Source organism: Candidatus Amarolinea dominans (assembly GCA_016719785.1).
GTDB classification, from domain to species: domain Bacteria; phylum Chloroflexota; class Anaerolineae; order SSC4; family Amarolineaceae; genus Amarolinea; species Amarolinea dominans.
This window is the reverse complement of sequence record JADJYJ010000009.1, coordinates 1-16122: the sequence shown is the minus strand read 5'-3', so window position 1 is coordinate 16122 and position 16122 is coordinate 1. Positions and strand designations below refer to the sequence as shown.

General features: G+C 65.4%; 18 protein-coding genes. 5 read left to right on the top strand and 13 right to left on the bottom strand.

Going from position 1 to position 16122, the window contains the following annotated elements; genetic code table 11:
* Nucleotides 1–91: 91 nt before the first annotated feature.
* The 5 genes from IPM84_12825 (at nucleotide 92) to IPM84_12805 (ending at nucleotide 2211) form a co-directional block, all read left to right on the top strand.
* A complete protein-coding gene (locus IPM84_12825; protein ID MBK9093628.1) occupies nucleotides 92–352 on the top strand; it encodes a hypothetical protein in 261 nt (86 codons plus the stop codon).
* 43 nt (nucleotides 353–395) lie between these two features.
* The gene (locus tag IPM84_12820) at nucleotides 396–806 is read left to right on the top strand and encodes a Fic family protein (GenBank protein MBK9093627.1); all 411 of its coding nucleotides are present in this window, start codon (nucleotides 396–398) and stop codon (nucleotides 804–806) included.
* 217 nt (nucleotides 807–1023) lie between these two features.
* The gene (locus tag IPM84_12815) at nucleotides 1024–1272 is read left to right on the top strand and encodes a heme-binding protein (protein ID MBK9093626.1); all 249 of its coding nucleotides are present in this window, start codon (nucleotides 1024–1026) and stop codon (nucleotides 1270–1272) included.
* On the top strand, nucleotides 1269–1466 hold the full coding sequence (locus IPM84_12810; GenBank protein ID MBK9093625.1) for a heme-binding protein: 198 nt from the start codon (nucleotides 1269–1271) through the stop codon (nucleotides 1464–1466). The genes IPM84_12815 and IPM84_12810 overlap by 4 nt, the downstream gene beginning before the upstream one ends.
* Before the next feature lie 184 nt (nucleotides 1467–1650).
* Nucleotides 1651–2211, top strand: coding sequence for a hypothetical protein (locus IPM84_12805; protein MBK9093624.1), 561 nt, complete (start codon nucleotides 1651–1653; stop codon nucleotides 2209–2211).
* A gap of 310 nt (nucleotides 2212–2521) precedes the next feature.
* On the opposite strand, the gene IPM84_12800 is transcribed toward IPM84_12805, so the two are convergent.
* From IPM84_12800 to IPM84_12740, 13 genes are all read right to left on the bottom strand, one after another.
* Nucleotides 2522–3490 (bottom strand): threo-3-hydroxy-L-aspartate ammonia-lyase, encoded by a 969-nt coding sequence (locus IPM84_12800; protein MBK9093623.1) that lies wholly within the window; start codon nucleotides 3488–3490, stop codon nucleotides 2522–2524.
* A 32-nt stretch (nucleotides 3491–3522) separates the two neighbouring features.
* Complete coding sequence (locus tag IPM84_12795) at nucleotides 3523–3999, bottom strand: YbaK/EbsC family protein (GenBank protein ID MBK9093622.1); 477 nt, start codon at nucleotides 3997–3999, stop codon at nucleotides 3523–3525.
* A gap of 952 nt (nucleotides 4000–4951) precedes the next feature.
* The gene (locus IPM84_12790) at nucleotides 4952–5368 is read right to left on the bottom strand and encodes a hypothetical protein (protein MBK9093621.1); all 417 of its coding nucleotides are present in this window, start codon (nucleotides 5366–5368) and stop codon (nucleotides 4952–4954) included.
* Nucleotides 5369–5405: 37 nt separating this feature from the next.
* Nucleotides 5406–6086, bottom strand: a complete 681-nt coding sequence (locus IPM84_12785) for a glycosyltransferase family 2 protein (GenBank protein MBK9093620.1) — start codon at nucleotides 6084–6086, stop codon at nucleotides 5406–5408.
* Complete coding sequence (locus IPM84_12780; GenBank protein MBK9093619.1) at nucleotides 6083–6571, bottom strand: TQO small subunit DoxD; 489 nt, start codon at nucleotides 6569–6571, stop codon at nucleotides 6083–6085. Before IPM84_12780 ends, IPM84_12785 begins: the two co-directional genes overlap by 4 nt.
* 219 nt (nucleotides 6572–6790) lie before the next feature.
* Entirely contained in the window at nucleotides 6791–7492 is a 702-nt protein-coding gene (locus IPM84_12775; protein ID MBK9093618.1) for a TIGR04282 family arsenosugar biosynthesis glycosyltransferase, read from the bottom strand.
* Nucleotides 7489–8031: an NUDIX hydrolase gene (locus tag IPM84_12770; GenBank protein MBK9093617.1), complete on the bottom strand. Its 543-nt coding sequence runs from the start codon at nucleotides 8029–8031 to the stop codon at nucleotides 7489–7491. The genes IPM84_12775 and IPM84_12770 overlap by 4 nt, the downstream gene beginning before the upstream one ends.
* Nucleotides 8032–8044: 13 nt before the next feature.
* Complete coding sequence (locus IPM84_12765) at nucleotides 8045–10978, bottom strand: DUF2029 domain-containing protein (GenBank protein MBK9093616.1); 2934 nt, start codon at nucleotides 10976–10978, stop codon at nucleotides 8045–8047.
* A 142-nt stretch (nucleotides 10979–11120) separates the two neighbouring features.
* The gene (locus IPM84_12760) at nucleotides 11121–11822 is read right to left on the bottom strand and encodes a tetratricopeptide repeat protein (protein MBK9093615.1); all 702 of its coding nucleotides are present in this window, start codon (nucleotides 11820–11822) and stop codon (nucleotides 11121–11123) included.
* A gap of 514 nt (nucleotides 11823–12336) precedes the next feature.
* On the bottom strand, nucleotides 12337–12534 hold the full coding sequence (locus IPM84_12755) for a hypothetical protein (protein ID MBK9093614.1): 198 nt from the start codon (nucleotides 12532–12534) through the stop codon (nucleotides 12337–12339).
* A gap of 964 nt (nucleotides 12535–13498) precedes the next feature.
* A complete protein-coding gene (locus IPM84_12750; protein MBK9093613.1) occupies nucleotides 13499–13768 on the bottom strand; it encodes a hypothetical protein in 270 nt (89 codons plus the stop codon).
* Nucleotides 13769–13858: 90 nt separating this feature from the next.
* Nucleotides 13859–14290: a hypothetical protein gene (locus tag IPM84_12745; protein MBK9093612.1), complete on the bottom strand. Its 432-nt coding sequence runs from the start codon at nucleotides 14288–14290 to the stop codon at nucleotides 13859–13861.
* Between the two features lie 1420 nt (nucleotides 14291–15710).
* Nucleotides 15711–16122 (bottom strand): hypothetical protein (locus IPM84_12740; protein MBK9093611.1); only part of this gene is annotated, 412 nt, incomplete at its 5' end.

Genomic DNA, 16122 nt, shown 5'->3' with positions numbered 1-16122 from the left:
TCCACATCGCCCATCTGGCAGCCCGCTACACGCTCACGCCCGCGATTGCACGCGGGCTGATGACGATCGAGTCGGCGCGGAGGTGGAGACGATGCCGCTGCCGCCGGCGGTTGAAGCTGAACTGCGGCGCCGGAGCAAGTGCCTTCCGCCGGTCAGCTATTCCACGCGCATCGAGGGAATCGCCTCACGCTCTGCCCAGGCCGAGGCGGTGGTTGCCTCCAGCAAGGCGCAGTTCCACGGACTTGAACGGTGGCTCGAGGTGCGGAATTACTGGAACGCCTTGTTGCGCCGAGGAGGCCGCAACGAAGCGCCGCTCACCGAAGAGATGATCCGCCGGATGCACGCCTGGTGAAACGGGCCGCGCGCCCGTCCGACCCCTCTCCGCGACGGGCAGAATGTCATTCGCGAATCCGGTTCGAATGCCATTGTATCTGCCTCCCGAGGCCACGGATGCCGGACTGATGGCGGCCCTGGTCGGTTGGTTCAAATCCGCCGAGAAAGGACAGCTTCCGGCGCCCGTTGCCGCCGGGCTGATGCACTATCAGTTTGGGACCATCCATCCCTATTGCCATGACGGGAACGGACGCACCGCCGCCTGTTGGCGACATGGTGATTCTCAGCCGGGCAGGATACGGGCTGAACGGGTTCCTTTCTCTGGGGGAGCATCACGCCAGGGATTTGGAGGCCTATTACCATTGCTGCGGTCCATCCACACCACAACTATTACGAAGGCCGGGCAGAGGCGGATCCACCTTCTGGCTGGAACACTTTGTCCTCACGGTGGCGACCGTCTTTTCGACGGTTAGAGAGGAAGTTATCGGCAATTTATCGGCAACAATGCCGCACGAGGCATCATGACCACCTACCCCTGCAGCGAAAAACGCCTGGTCGAGCAGCCCGCTATCGGGTTGTTTGCCGCGCTCAGTAAGTTCAACCCCGCACTGCCGCCGCCATCAACGAGCTGACCCGCAACCTGCTGCTGCCGCGTCTGCAGCCGGAGAAAATGGAGGTTTCGTAAAGCCTATGTGGATCTGGATACTGATCGGCCTGGTCGGGGCTGGTTTGCTGGCGGTCGCTTATCAGGCCGTGCGAGCCGGTTACGAGTCTGCGCCATACAAGGTGGTACGGTCGGACGGAAGAGTTGAGGTGCGCGATTACGCGGCGCTCACGGTGGTGGAGACGCCGATGGCCGCTGACAACCGCGACGGTGGCTTCTCGCGCCTGTTCCGGTTTATCAGCGGCGGGAACGAGGCCAGCAGAAGATCGCCATGACCACGCCGGTGTTCATGGCGGCAGCAACAAACGCGACGATGGCGTTCGTGATGCCGGCGAAGTTCAAGCCGGGCGAGACGCCCAAGCCATCAGATGATGCGGTAACGGTGCGGCGAACCGGCGGGGCGGTTCGCGGTGCTGCGCTACAGCGGCGGACGCAACGCCAGAACGAGGCAAAGCGTTGGCGCGGTTAACGGCGTGGATGGAGGCGGCGAAGTTGCGCACTGTCGCCGCCGGTGTATGGTTATTTCGATCCGCCGTGGACGCCGGCCTTTCTGCGCCGCAACGAGGTGATGCTGCGGGCGGAGGAAGTTGCCGGATCGGGCAAGGTCAAGGAGTGAATCGTGGATGAGTACAGAGTGCAGGCGAGGGTGTGACATGGTTCCAGAGAGAGAGACATCACTCCCACAGCGGCCCAACGCTTTGCGGCTTGGCCTGTGCTGCCAGTTCGTGCGCCAGCCGATCAAGTTCCGTGTGACGACGGCCACAGCGATGCTGCGCTTGCCCAGGCCGGCGCAGTTGGAACGGCTGGCCGAGCTGTGCCGCGCCAATGCCGAGGCGCTGCTGGCCGCGCTGCAATTCTGCGCGGGTCATGGCATCGGCGCCTTCCGCATCAACAGCCAGATTCTGCCCGTGAAGACGCATCCCGAGGCGGGGTACGAGATGAACGAACTGCCGGGTGGAGCGGAAATCATTGCGCGCTTGCGCGAGTGCGGTCAGTTTGCCGGCTCGAACAATCTGCGGCTGTCGTTTCATCCGGGTCAGTTCGTGGTGCTCAATTCCCCAAACCCGATGACCCTGGCGAGTTCGCTCGCCGAATTGTCTGCGCCGTGGCGTGCCGCTGGCCGTGCCATCACAGCTGCCCGATGGCCTGAGGCCCAACGGCTCAGGCCAACGCTCTCCACAAGTCCGCTCGGCAGTGAGCCCTCAGATTACTAAGCGATCCCCGAGTGGGGCGGCCCGTTCGCCGCGGACGTCGGGGCCCGAGCAAAAAGCGCAGGAGGGGGCAGAGTGAAGCTGATCTGAATGGCGATAACGTCCGAGTAACTGCTCAGCCTGCCTGGAATTCAGACAGGATTCACAGGATTGACAGGATATTCGAACTCTCGTGCCGATAGTTTTGCACACCACAGAGCAAGAATCCTGTACATCCTGTTCATCCTGTCCAAATCGGCCTGCAGGGTGAGCAGTTACTGCCAATGACCAAATTGCTTTGACACTGAGGTGCGTGAGCGAGGACAGATGCTGCTTAGCTGGACACCCTTGTCGTCTGCAGCCAACCCGCGGCCGCGACGAGGTCCACGTTGCCGCCACTCAGAATGACGCCGACGCGCTGGCCCGCCAGGGCATAGCGCCGGTTGAACAGCGCGGCCAGACCGAGCACCCCTGTCGGCTCGACCACCAGCTTGAGCCGCGTCCAGACGAAGGCCAGCGTGCGCACCAGGTCGTCGTCGCTGACGGTCAGCATCTCATCCACGTAATGCCGAATCATGGCAAAGGTCAGATCGCCCAGGCTGCCGGTGCGCGCGCCGTCCGCGATGGTCTGCGGATTGTGGCTGGTCTGCAGCACGCCGCTGTAGAAAGAGCGCGTCGCGTCGTCGCCGGCCTCAGGTTCCACGCCGATGACCCGGCAGCCAGGCGCCAGGTGTTTGGCCGCCAGCGCGCAACCGCTCAACAGCCCGCCGCCGCCGCACGGCACGAACAGATAATCCAGCGACCCCACCTCCTCGAACAGTTCCAGGCCGGCCGTGCCCTGGCCGGCCACGATGTGCGGATGGTTGTAGGGCGGGATCAGGACAAAGCCGTGACGCTGCGCCAGCTCCTGCGAAATCGCCTCGCGCACGTCCGTGGCCGGATCATACAGCACGACGGCGGCGCCATAGTCACGCGTGGCGTTAAGTTTCAGCGCCGGCGCATTGCCGGGCATCACAATCGTAGCCTTGACGCCCAACAGTTGGCTCACCAGGGCGACGGCCTGCGCATGGTTGCCCGACGAATGGGTGATGACCCCGGCCGCCTTCTCCGCCGCGCTCAGCCGGCTGATCGCGTTGGTCGCCCCGCGAAACTTGAAGGCCCCCACCCGCTGCAAGTTCTCACACTTCAGAAAAATCTGGTTGCCACAGGCCGCGTCCAGCAGGCGCGAAGTCATCACCGGGGTGCGGTGGGCGACGCCGGCAATCTGCCGCGCGGCCGCTTGAACTTCCTCAAAACTGACCATCTCTCGCTCCCCTCTCACACGCTCATCCCGGCTTATGTCACCTTGATTGCCTGCCCGCCGGTCATCGGCAGCAGGTCGGCGGGCGCCAGGCGAAACACCGCGTTGGGCGTCCCGGCCGCGGCCCAAATGATGTCGTACTGCAAGAGGTCTTCATCAATGAAGATCGTCAGCGGCGCCGCATGGCCGAGCGGAGGCACGCCGCCGATGACAAAGCCCGTTTGCTGCCGCACAAAATCGGCGTCAGGCTTCTCGATCGGCTCACCGACGATAGCACGCATGGCCTTCTCATTCACCCGGTTGGCGCCGCTGGCAATGACCAGCAGCGGCCGGCCGCCGTGCCGTGTCTTGAACACCAATGACTTGGCAATCTGCCCCACCGTGCAGCCCACAGCCGCGGCCGCCTCCGCCGCGGTGCGCGTCGTCTGCGCAAACTCGATCACCTCATACCCAAACCCCATACCGCGCAGCGCATCCTGCACCCGCTGCGCACTCGGTGATAGTAACTCCATGACAATGCCCCCTCGTTATTCGCCACGCGGACCCAAGGGGCCGTCGCGGAATTAGTTTTCCATCTGCGCTTCGTAGGCAAGCGTGGAACCTGGGCTATTTATTCTGTGACAGGCCCTAAGGGCAATTGCCTTTGAGTTTGGCGCACAATTTCCCGTTTTGCCAGCTCAGGTTTGCCCTGCAAGCGGTTGGGCGCATCACAAATTGGGAGCGTGTCCCGTAGGGACGCCTTGACTTGAGCCGACGATGCCCCCGCGCCCGTCGTCCCGTAGGGACGCCTTGACTTGAGCCGACGATGCCCCCCGCGCCCGTCGTCCCGTAGGGACGCTTGACTTGAGCCGACGATGCCCCCCGCGCCCGTCGTCCCGTAGGGACGCCTTGACTTGAGCCGACGATGCCCCCGCGCCCGTCGTCCCGTAGGGGACGCTTGACTTGAGCCGACGATGCCCCTGCGCCCGTCGTCCCGTAGGGGACGCCTTGACTTGAGCCGACGATGCCCCCCGCGCCCGTCGTCCCGTAGGGACGCCTTGACTTGAGCCGACGATGCCCCCGCCCGTCGTCCCGTAGGGGACGCCAGCCGACGCCCCCCGTCCCGTAGGGACGCTTGACTTGAGCCGACGATGCCCCCCGCGCCCGTCGTCCCGTAGGGACGCTTGACTTGAGCCGACGATGCCCACCGCGCCCGTCGTCCCGCGCCCGTCGTCCCGTAGGGACGCTTGACTCGATGACGCCACCGGATGCGCCGGCGACGATACCGCGATCGCGGGAAGGAGCTCAACCGTCCCTACGGGACGGCCACGGATGGCGCCATCATTAGCTAAGGTCATGTGTCCCTACGGGACACGCTCACCCATTCCACGAGGATAGCGGCATCACCCACGAGCAGCATTTAGGGGCCGTCGCGGAATTAGTTTTCCATCTGCGCTTCGTAGGCAAGCGTGGAACCTGGGCTATTTATTCTGTGACAGGTCCTAAGTACCGGTCGCCGTTGGTACGCGTCTCCCTGATGATTGGAAATTCCAGGGGAAGGAGCCCTTCCCCTTGCAGTATCGTGGTGACAAGAGCATCAATATCCGACCTCTCGTCCGCCTGGGATTCGTTTTCGAGGGCTTGTCCAATTTGGCGGATGACAGCGAGCGGCGGCAGCGGCAAGGCCCACAGCTCTTCCGCGTTGACCTGTGTATTGCCGTTGACAATACGAAAATAGCGATCCACCACGGAGCAATTCAAGATGGCGGAAAGCCCGATTGCCTCATGCGGCGTCAGGAATTGACCGTATTGCTTGCGCTGCAAATCAGAAGCCTGCGCCAGAACGTGCTTTCCCAGACGAGCGCTGTACTCCACAAGGTCGGTTGGCTGGTCTGCTATCACCGTAGAAGTCCCCCTGCGTGGCCGTGACAAGACCTGATCACCGCCAGGCGTACCGTAGCGTGGTTCCCAAAATGTAATACGCGGCCAGGAGGGCGCCGCGCACGGTGCCACTGACCTTCGAACGGCCGGCGTAGCGGGCACGGTAGCGCACGGCAATCTCAGTTAGCCGATAGCCCCGCCGCGCGGCTTTGACCATCATCTCGGTCGGCCAACCATAGGTCATCTCACGCATGTCCAGGGCCAGCAGCACGTCGCGGCGCACGGCCCGGAAGGGGCTGAGGTCGGTGACCGGAATACGGTAGAGGCGCTGCATGAGCCGGCTGGCCAGCCAGTTGCCAAAGCGCTGCTGCGGCGGCATGACCGACCGCGAGAGATTGCCGGCCAGGAAGCGCGAGCCAAGCACCAGGTCCGCCTGACCCGATTGGATGGGCGCCAGCAGGGCTGCCATCTCCTCCGGAAAGTCGCTGAGATCGGCGTCGAGAAAAACCATGATGTCGGCCTGGGTTGCGGCGACGCCGGCCGCGCAGGCAAAGCCGTAGCCGCGGCGATCTTCACGCACCACGCGGGCGCCGGCGGCCAGGGCACGCGCCGCGGTGTCATCGGTCGAGCCGTTGTCCACCACGATCACCTCAGCGGCCAGCCCCGCGGGAATTGCGGCCAGCACGACGCCGATGCTCTCCGCCTCGTTCAAAGCCGGGATGATGACACAAACGGTCATGGCCGACCGGAAGCGCGCGCGTCGAGGCCAAGCACGCGGCCCGCGTCGGTCAGCCAGAAGACGCCGTGCCACATCACCATCATCAGGTAACTCCAGGGCCATTCGCCGGGCACCTCGGACATGCCGATCAGGAGATTGAAGGACAGCGCCGCGCCGAGCAGCGCGCCCCAGCGCACCTTCCAGCCGAGCAAGAGCGAAAGGCCGGCCGCCAGCTCAGCCAGGAAGATCAGCCAGGCGAACAGGGTGAAATTGGGCAGCACGATCGTCTCGACGAAAGCGCCGTAGGCCGCCACGACCGGATGTTGCGTCATGAGCGTCATCCAATCGGCCAGGCCGCGCACCCCCGCCGGCGGCGCAAACGTAGGCGGCAGCTTCCAACGCAGGCTGAACAGCCACAGCACCCCAATCGCCATACGCGCCAGCGCCAGCGGCCACAGCGGCGCTCCCACCCCTGCCCAGTTTCGCCAATCCAACTGTTTCTTCATCGCCTCACCTCATCCCCTCACCTCATCGGTCGGCTGACAGTCTACCAGAACATCCGCCATCTGACAAAGCCGCCCCAATCTCCACTCCCCGCCACGAATTTCACTAATTTCCACGAATTCCCGGTCTCCGATTTCCGATCTCCGATCTCCGCCACGAATTTCACTAATTCCCACGAATTTCCGGCCTCCAATCTCCAATCTCCGGTCTCCGATCTCCATTCATCCTTCCTTCTCCCCCCACTCCGGTCTCAACGCCGCCACCCGCGCGTACGTCTCCGGCGCGGCCTCTGGACCATCCGCGAGGATGCGGCGCAGGTCGTCGGCCACATCCACATCGTACCAGGTGGGCAGCACGTGGACGGACAACCCCAGACGCCGGGCATTGGCCATCGTTTCGCCCATGACCAGGGCCGTGCTCCAGGTGACGTTCTCGAACAGGCCGCGGTGCAAGCGTGACATGCCAATCAGGTAGTAGCCGCCGTCGCTGCCCGGCCCCAACACCACATCGCACCGCGCCAGCGCGTCGAAGGCATCCACCAGGTAGCCTACTGGCAGGGTTGGCCCGTCGCTGTTCATGATGACCGCACGCTGCACGCCAGGCAAGGCCAGAAAATGACCCAGGGCATTGGGCAGGCGTTCGCCCAGGTCGCGGCCCACCTGCGGGAGCAGGCCGAAATGCGGCGGGGCCAACGCCCGAAAGTAATCATCTGCATCGTCCGGCGTGAAGGCCACCACCGGATGCACGCCCCGCACCTGCGCCATCAGGCGGAAGGTGTCGAGCAGCAGACAGCGATAGATCTCCGCGGCCTCATCCGGCGCAAATCCATCATGCAGGCGGGTCTTGGTGCGTCCCGGCTCTGGCCGCTTGGCGACCGTGAGCAGCACCTGATCCAGCCCGTTCTCGCGTGAACCTGCCGTCATACGCCGTGCTGCCTGGCCGCCAGCAGGATGCCCACCACCGACATGGCGTCACGAATCTCGCTGCTCAACACCATCTGCAGCGCCTCGGCCAACGGAAAGCGGCGCACCTCGAAGGATTCCGTCTCGTCGGGCGGCAGGGACTCCTCGCTCAGGTCTTCGCCGATGTAGATGTGCGCAATCTCGTAGCAAACCGATTTCGAGGTGTAGAAATCGCTGACCGGGATCAGCCGGCCCGCACGCACGCCGGCCTCTTCCATCAGTTCGCGCTGCGCAGCCGCTGCCCACGCCTCGCCCGGCTCCACGCCGCCCGTGGGAATTTCCCAGCGCTGATCTTCGCCGAAGACGTAGCGATACTGGCGCACCAGGATCACTTCACCCTCCGCAGTCACGGGCACGATGCCGACGCAGTGCCCGAAAGTCACCACGCCGTAGATCGTCGTGCGGCCGTCGGGCATGGCCGCAATATCCTCGCGCACGCTCATCCATTTGTTTTCATAGACCGGCCGGCTCGACACCGTGGTCCAGGGTTTGATTGCCATTCTTCAACCTCCGTCATGAACTGTGTTTGTCTTGCGTCCCCGCGCCCTGGCGTCCCTGCGTTCGCGTCGCGCCGTGATGCACACTCTGCCGCGCCTTGAGCAGCCAGAACCCCAACGGCGGCGCAATGACCATCAGCGCAGCGGCGACGTTCTGCTGCCAGTACGGCACGAGCGGCGGCCAGTGCGCACCAAAGACCAGGCTGAAGAGCAGGTACTTGAACCAGGCCGTCGTGCTGAGCAGGAAGAGCACCGGCGCCAGCCGCGAACGGGGGTGCAGCGCCAGCAGCGGCCAGACCCAGACCAGGTACCAGGTCTGAAACCAGGCGGTTGCCAGCAGCAGGATGGCGAGGAGCAGATGGGCCACGGCCAGGGTGAACGAGCGCGCCGGCGCGCGCCACAGCCGCCACACGCTCAGGCCCACCAGCCCGGCCAGAACGGCCTGCCCCAGGTAAGCCGCGCTGGCGTTGGCGGTTTCCACATCGGCCCAGGCGCTGATGATCTCGCGCACGAGCGTGAGGATTGATGTGGTGTTGAGACCGCTGCGCTGCGCCAGGCGCAGGGGGTCGGCCAGCGGCCAGAAGGGGCGGTAGCAGAGCCAGGCCAGCAGCAGGCTCAGCGCCAGGCCGACTGCCAGTTGGCGGACCGCCTGACGCCAGCCCAGGCGGCGCACGGCGGCTGTCGCCAGCAGGGGCATGATGAGCAGGGGGACGAATTTCACCAGCGCGCCGGCCGTGAGCGCGGTCAGGGCCAGGTCGAAGCGGCGGCGTTCGGCCAGAGCGACGGCCAGCAGCAGGCCCAGCACCATCCACAGATCGTTGTGCGCGTTGCCGGCGATGTCGAACAGGAGCAGAGGGTTCCAGAGGAGCAGGAAGAGGGCTTGCTGCACCGCCAGCGGGGAGCGCCGGCGCTGCCAGACCAGCCAGGCGGTCAAGGCGCTGACCAGGGCCAGGCTGAGCAGCGCCTGCGCCTTCATCAGCAGGATGCCAGTCCAGAGATCGCTCGCGGCCAGGCGCGCCAGTCCGGCCGCCATGATCTCCCAGAGCGGACCGTAGGCCGAGGGGAAGAAGCGCCAGGCGGCGTAGCGCACAAACGGATCGGATGCGAACTGCGCCGGAAACTGGGTGAAGGGGTTGGCGTCATGAAAGACGGTCAAATGCCCCAGCGCCAGATAATCGAACAGGTCGCCTGCGGTCAGCGGGTAGGTGAAGACCAGGCAGAGGGCGACGGCCAGCGGCACGGCGAGCAAGATCGGCCAGGAAACGGGCGCCCGGGCGCGTGACACAATGCGCCAACCAACCAGGAAGATGCCGCTCACAAGGGCAATGGAGATTGCAACCCCCAACCACACGCCGAACCGATTGGCGGTCAGTTTTGCCAGGTCAAGCAGGGGCGTGCGGTAGAAGCTGGCGAGGGCGAACGCGCGCCAGCCCAGCAGCGCGCTGCCCAGCCAGAGCAGGCCAAGCAGGCCAAGCTGTTGCGATGCGGAAAGTCGTCTGGTCAACGGTGGACTCCCCGCCGGCGCCAGGCGTGGCCGGCCAGGAAGATCAGCAGGACGCCATACTGCGCCCAGATGGCCCACGGAACCGGATGCCCGGTGATGAAGAAGGTGTAGGAGAGGGCCGTCAGCCCTGTGAAGAGCAGCCAGCCGGTCGGGCGCGTCCAGGGCCAGCCCCCAGCGGCCGCGGCGCAGATCGAGGGCCAGGAGCGGCATGACCATGAGCAGATACCAGGAGAACAAGTTCTGTGACAGCACGAAGAAAACAGTCATCATGGCCCAGGCGCGACGCCGCGCGGTGGCCGGCCGATTCAGCGGCTGCCAGAGCGCCCATACTGCCAGCAGCGCCAGGAAGAGCAACTGCCAGCTTTGCACGACCCGCCAGGAGGGCATCTCCGGCCCGCCAATGGCTTCCAGCCCACGGGCGATGAGCGCGGCCGGCCCGGTATTGAAACGCTCGTTCAAGTAGTTGGGCAAGAAGCCCAGGACGCTGCCGCCGCGGCCGATGAAAAGGGCATAGCCGGCCGCCACTGTGCCCGCAAAAGCGAGGGGTGCTTTGACATCGCGCCGCGTCCAGAGCAGGGGAAAGAAGAAGGCCGGATAGAGCTTGAGCAGGGCAGCGATGCCCAGGCTGAAACCAAGCAGCGCGGGGCGCCGCGTCTCGAAGGCCAGCCAGGCCACCACCAGCGGCGCTAACACCAGCGCGTCCATGTGCCCGCTGCCGGCCACTTCGAAAACAGCCAGGGGACTCCAGGCCAGGATGAGCAGGCGCAGAAGGCTCAGGCGCTGACGGCGCAGCCAGAGGGCCAACGGGACCAGGGCGCTCAACTCGGCCAGCGTCAGCGCAGTTTTGGTCCAGGTCACGCTGTCCGGGTGCAGGCGATAGATGGCGAGAAAGGCCAGTTGTGCGGCGGGCGGGTAGATCGTGATGGCCGTCTTGCGGTTGATGTAGCGCCAGATGGTGTTGTCGTTGCGGCGCAGGAAGGTCAACTCAGAGGCCGCGGGGGTGTAGCGGTAGGGGCTGAGGCCCGCGGCCTGCACGCGGCCATCCCAGATGTAGCGGTACATGTCGTCCGAGAGGGTTGGCCGCGTCGGCAGCAGGATGACACGGAAGGCCACGGCGCTCAAGAGGATGATGAAGAGCCAGGCGACCGGTGTGGCCGCGCCCTGAATTTTTTCCAGGCGCAACACGAGGATCACCGCCGCCAGATAGAGCACAAAGAGCAGGCCAAAATAGAACAGGAATTGCGGCACCACACGGCGCAGATCAGGCGCCTGGGCGGCCTGACGGTAGAGGAGCAGACTGGCCGCGGCGATCAAGAGCAGCAGGAATGCCGGGGCCAGGGGGAGGGAGAGAGAGAGCGATTGAAATCGCGCCTCATGGGCGTGCCGCCGGGCGTCCACCTCCGTGGACGCAATGCCGGTCGGCGCAGCAGGCGATTGAAATCGCACCTCATGGGCGTGCCGCCGGGCGTCCACCTCCGTGGACGCAATGCCGGTCGGCGCAGGCCGACCTGGCGGCGGAACGCCCCTTCGCCCCGAATTCATTCGGCGGCAGTGTAGATGGCCCCGGGCCGACACCTGGCGCCAGCGTTCAGTTCCGGCCCCCTGCGCCCCAATTCATTGGCGGCAATCGGCGGCGGGCCGCCTGGCTGCGCCCCGAATTCATTCGGCGGCAGGATCGGTCGGCCAGGCCGACCTGGCGGGAGCCCCTGCGCCCCAATTCATTCGGCACAGCCGCGGATGGCCGTGAAGGCGCGCCCAGCTGCGCGCATGCGTTCAGTTCGTCGCCGGCTGGCCAGGGCGCCGCGCTGCTGAGGCCGCCAACACCAACTGGCCGCGGCCATTGCGGCGCTGGTTCGACCAGCGCCAGCCTGCGGCCTGCGCCTGGGCAAACCAGGACGCAGCCGCATCGGGCTGACGCGTCGCCAGGCCCAGGCGCGAGGATGGTCACTTCCAGCAGGGCGGCGCTGTCGCTGCCGAGTTGTTGACGGTAATCGGCCAGCAGGGCCAGGGCCTGTTGATAGGCAGTTGCGGCTGCGGCCGCGTCGCCGGCCGTCAGGGCCAGGTCGCCGCGGCGGGCCTGGGCATCGGCATTTCCCGGCCACGCGGTCAGGCTGGCGCTGAGCGCGTCGATGGCCGCGGCCGGCTGGCCGTTCGCCGCGGCGATCTGCGCCAGGCCGGCATGGGCCAGAGATTGAAACAAAGGCGTTGCGTTCGAGATGGCGACCACCGCTTGCAGTTCCGAGACGGCGGTCTCAGTCAGTCCGGTGCGCCAGGCGTAGTCGCCGGCCACCAGATGCGTGAGGCGTCGGTGGCGGCGCGGCCTGTAAACCGGCGTAGAGGTCAGACGCGGCTGCCTGCCGGCCCTGCGCTTCGTAGTAGGAGGCCAGCAAGCCTTGGTAGAAGCTGACCGTGGGCAGGCGCGCGGCGTCCTGGCCCGCCCGTACTCGCTCGTGACCTGGCGCGCTTATTCGACAAAGGCCAACGCGGTGTGCGTGGACGGATTGTTCGCAGCCTGATCGTCCTCGCCGATGGCCTGCCGGTAGGCGTCCGCGGCCGTTCCGAGCTGGCCTTGCTGCAGGACATCTCCCAGGCGCTGGCGTGCGCCAGGGCATCATGTGGATTGAGCGCCAGCGCCTGCTTGATTTCGGCCACTCCGCGTCCAACTGTCCCTGCTGCACACGCACCAGCCCCAGGTAGAGATGCGTGCTGGCGTCCTCCTACCTTGCCAGGGCCGCGGTATAGGTGGCGGCCGCGCCGCCCCATTGCCGCAGGCGCTCGTACGCGGCGCCAGGGCCAGGTAGTGGTCAGGAGCGCGTCAGGTTCCAGGTCAGCGCCTGACGATAGCTGGATCGCGGCGTCGGCGAACGCGCCCGGTCGGAAGCAGACGCGGCCGAGGGTGAAAAAGCCGCGGCCAGGGCTGGGTCGCGACGCGGCCCTCGTGTAAAGCGGTCTGCGCCGCGAGGCAGGTCGCCCAGTTGCCAGCGCAGCGCGCCGAGGGACATACCAGGCGTCAGCGCTCCGGTTGATCGCCAGCGCCGCTTGATAGGCGGTTGCGGCCCGCGCCAAATCCCGTTGTTGGTAGTAGACCTCCCCCATCAGCAGATGCGCGGCCTCCCTGAGCACGGGGTCAGACGGCTGGCTGCCCTGCATCTCGGTCAACGCGTCCTGAATTTCTGCTGTTGGCTGCAGAGAATGCCCACAAGCAGGCGCGGGTCAGGATCGTCCGGCACGGCCTTTGCCCAAGGCTCCGGTACGCGGCCAGGGTCTGCCCGTTTGCCCGGGCCGGCGTAGTAGGCATTTGCCCAGGCCGTGCAGCACGTTGGGATTCGGTGGGCGCCTGTTTTGCAGCCGCCTGAAGGTCGCCGAAGGTGGCGGCGTTATCGCCCGCGGCCAGGTAGGCATCAACACCAGCGCCACCTGGGCGGCGATCGGCCGGCGGCGGTGGTTACGCTTGCTCTGGCGGCAGTTGTGAAGGCCTGACGACAGGCGCGGCGGCCGCCACATCAGGCTGGCCTGGTCGCCCCGGCAATTGTCGCCAGCAGCGCCTGCGCTTGCGTTGTCGGGCTGCGGGCGCCATCGCTTTCTGAGCAATGGGCAGGCGGGTTGCGGCATCGCCGGCCTGGAAGGTCAACTCGGGCTGTAGCAGCCGCTGGCTGGATCGCGCCCGCAGGCGGAGGCGACGCGGTTGCGGCCGCCTGCGCCAGGCCGGCTCGATCTGCCAGGCTGGCGCGCATTGTTCGCCCGAGAGCCAGGGCCAGGTTGAAGTGCGCCTCGCAGAAACCGGCCGGCAGGGCCAGCGCCTGCTCCAGATCGCCTCACGGCGGCGTCCACCTGCCGGGTGCGGTAACGAATGGCCGCGCTGAAAATGGATCGTTTGCACCACTGCGAAAGTCGCTGCCGCCTGCGCGGAGGTCTTCTTCAAAACAACGCGAGTATACAAAGCCGAGCAGCGCGGTGGAGACGGTATTACTTGCTGCGGGCCATCCTGACGAACAGATCAATGGCCGGAATGGTGGCCGGCGCATGCACGAAGCGTGTCACATCGCACGGTGGACGCGGCGACCACAGCCCGACGGCGCCGGCGTCGCAGCGAGGAGCGGCGTCATGCCACCGTCGTGTGCTGAAACAGCGGCACATCGGCGATTCCACCTGTGGGCTGACCAGCGTCGTCATACCAGCCCCAATGAGCAGGGCGGCCTCTTTGTCACGCGCATCGCGCCAACGCGGTGGCGGCATCAGGCACGACCGGCGCAGGCGCACGATCTGCACATCGGCGTCGCGGCGGCCAGGTCGGTCGCCAGCGCCCGCCTGATGCGGCGGGCAAAGTCAATCTGGCGGCTCGATTGCTGCGCCGTCGAACGGCATGGCGATGATGAAGCGGGACGGCGGCTGCAAGCGATCCACGAGCGTCCACGCGCCGTAGGCCAGACCCAGGGTGGTGATGACGGCCAGGCCGATGGCCGCAACGGCGGCGCAGGGCCGGCGTAGGCTAAGCCGGGCCGCGAGAAACATCAGCAGGCCGGCGGCAATGGCCAGCGGAGCCACAGGTAAGGCCAGACGGCTAACAGCGGCGCCAGGGAGTCGGGTGAAGAAGTTGAAGAATTCGACCACGAATTGCAGTGCGGCAAACAGCACGCTAATCGCCACCAGGAGTGAGGCCAGGCGCTGACGACGGTCGTGCGCCGGGTCGTAGGAGATGATGTCACGTCCCACCAAGGGCGCCACCCAATCCGCAGCTTTGACCAGGCGACCGGCCACGTCCGCTGGTTTAGCGGGCGGCAGTGGCAGCCGCGATCTGAACGGGAGCGACGGCGGCAGGTTCGGGCCGCTATCGCGGCGCCGTGTTTAAGAGCGGCGGGCCGGTTGCTCTCGGACCGGACGGCGGCGGTTCGGCCGGGGTGGCGCTTTCCCCGGAGTCGGCTTCGGTGGCCGGCGCTGTTTCTTCAGCCTGCGCCGCTTCGAGGGCGGCGAGCAGAGCGCTTGCGGAGGCAAAGCGGGCAGCCGGCGCTGGCCCAGGCTTGCAGGAGAACGGCGAAAAGCCGGCCTGGGACTCGGGTTGAGGGTGCTTCGGCGCGGGCGGTGGGGTCTGCAAAGCGCTGCACGAGCACCTCGCTCAGGGGAAATCACCGCTGAAGGGCACCTGGTTGGTGAGCATCTGGTGGAACGATGCCCAGGGCGCAGAGGTCGGCGGCTGGGGTCACGAGGCCGCCGCCGGCCTGTTCGGGCGACATGTGGGCGGGCGTGCCGACAACGCTGCGGGCCATGCTCAACTGGGCGTTGTCACCCAAAATTTTTGGCGACACCGAAATCGCTAATCACGGCCTGCCCGTCACAGTGTGAAGAGGATGTTGCCGAGCTTGATGTCACGATGGACAACCCGGGCGTGGGCGTAATCGGCGCCGCGGCCACAGGGCGCAGCAGGGTCACAGCCTCGGCTGGCGCACAGGCACTCCGCGCTGGGCCAGGCGCTCTTTGAGTGAGCCGCCCTCCGGATACTCCACATCACCACCCATAACGATCGTCCTGCGTGTCGGAATCGGACAACTGCACGATGGCGGGGTGGCGCAGGAGGCAACCAGGAGCGCTTCCCAAAGCGCGCACTCGCCTCTGGATCGTGGGCCAGTGCGCCAGGAGCACCTTGATCGCGACAACCCGTCGCTGCAGGCGTGGCCTGGCGCCAGCAGACTGCGGCCTGGGCCGCCGCTGCCCAGGTGTTCGATGGTCTGATATTTTACCAAAGTTGGTTGTGGTTGTCACGATCACAAGTCCTGCTCAGCGGGCGGTCAGTTCGAGCTCAGGCGTATCTTGAACGTCGTTGTCTACGTACAAGGCGCCGTGAACCTGCTGCACGGGGTGAATTTCCGGTATTTTCTCAATAATCCGGGGTAGCGGGGCATGATCTGCACTGGTCAGACACAGGTGCTAAGGAATGAGAAATTAAATAAGTGTCCGCTTTGGTGCCGTCTGTATGCCCAGAATTTGCGCGAACTGGACAGTTAAAAAAAAAAATTCTCATTCCTAAGTCGTTATTCAACGCAAAAGTCGCAAGGACTCGAGAAAGGCGCAAAGCAAGGTCAGAAAAAGCCTTTGCGTCTCTACGAATCCTTGCGCCCTTGCGTTAAAACTTATGTTTTTGCCCGGTGTCTCTTTCGTATCTTCTTGATCCCCAAGGTGCGCCCTACAAATTGAGAAGATACGCTAAAGCTCCATGCAGTTCTGTGGCGCCTCCTGCCAATCGTGGTTGTGCAGCCGCAACGGTGATTTGCGGTGGACTGAACCTTACCACAAGGCGTCGTGGATGCAAAACCGGCAGTTCCAAATGTAGGTACAGAGTTGATTCGTTGCACGAGCCGGCTGAGCCGTTGGCGTTGCAGACTAAAGTTAAGCCCGCCGGGCGTCGAGGAGCGGTGACGTCGCGGCCGATGTTGAGCCAGGAAGACCAGATCGGCTCGGCCATTTTCCAGGAAACGCGGATGCCGTAATTGCCGGTTGCGTAGCCTGAGGTAAAGGTCGAGGTAAACGAGTTGCCGGAGATAGAGCTTGTCCAGTTCCAGGCCGTGGCGCCGGCCGAGTTCTGGCGAGAGACATCA

Coding starts and splice junctions, on each gene's coding strand:
- IPM84_12775 (MBK9093618.1), bottom strand. CDS start 7,492: ATGACGGCAGGTTCACGCGAGAACGGGCTGGATCAGGTGCTGCTCACG.
- IPM84_12785 (MBK9093620.1), bottom strand. CDS start 6,086: ATGACCGTTTGTGTCATCATCCCGGCTTTGAACGAGGCGGAGAGCATC.
- IPM84_12805 (MBK9093624.1), top strand. CDS start 1,651: ATGGTTCCAGAGAGAGAGACATCACTCCCACAGCGGCCCAACGCTTTG.
- IPM84_12755 (MBK9093614.1), bottom strand. CDS start 12,534: ATGTCCCTCGGCGCGCTGCGCTGGCAACTGGGCGACCTGCCTCGCGGC.
- IPM84_12795 (MBK9093622.1), bottom strand. CDS start 3,999: ATGGAGTTACTATCACCGAGTGCGCAGCGGGTGCAGGATGCGCTGCGC.
- IPM84_12770 (MBK9093617.1), bottom strand. CDS start 8,031: ATGGCAATCAAACCCTGGACCACGGTGTCGAGCCGGCCGGTCTATGAA.
- IPM84_12810 (MBK9093625.1), top strand. CDS start 1,269: ATGACCACGCCGGTGTTCATGGCGGCAGCAACAAACGCGACGATGGCG.
- IPM84_12815 (MBK9093626.1), top strand. CDS start 1,024: ATGTGGATCTGGATACTGATCGGCCTGGTCGGGGCTGGTTTGCTGGCG.
- IPM84_12825 (MBK9093628.1), top strand. CDS start 92: ATGCCGCTGCCGCCGGCGGTTGAAGCTGAACTGCGGCGCCGGAGCAAG.
- IPM84_12800 (MBK9093623.1), bottom strand. CDS start 3,490: ATGGTCAGTTTTGAGGAAGTTCAAGCGGCCGCGCGGCAGATTGCCGGC.
- IPM84_12750 (MBK9093613.1), bottom strand. CDS start 13,768: ATGCCGCCACCGCGTTGGCGCGATGCGCGTGACAAAGAGGCCGCCCTG.
- IPM84_12820 (MBK9093627.1), top strand. CDS start 396: ATGTCATTCGCGAATCCGGTTCGAATGCCATTGTATCTGCCTCCCGAG.
- IPM84_12780 (MBK9093619.1), bottom strand. CDS start 6,571: ATGAAGAAACAGTTGGATTGGCGAAACTGGGCAGGGGTGGGAGCGCCG.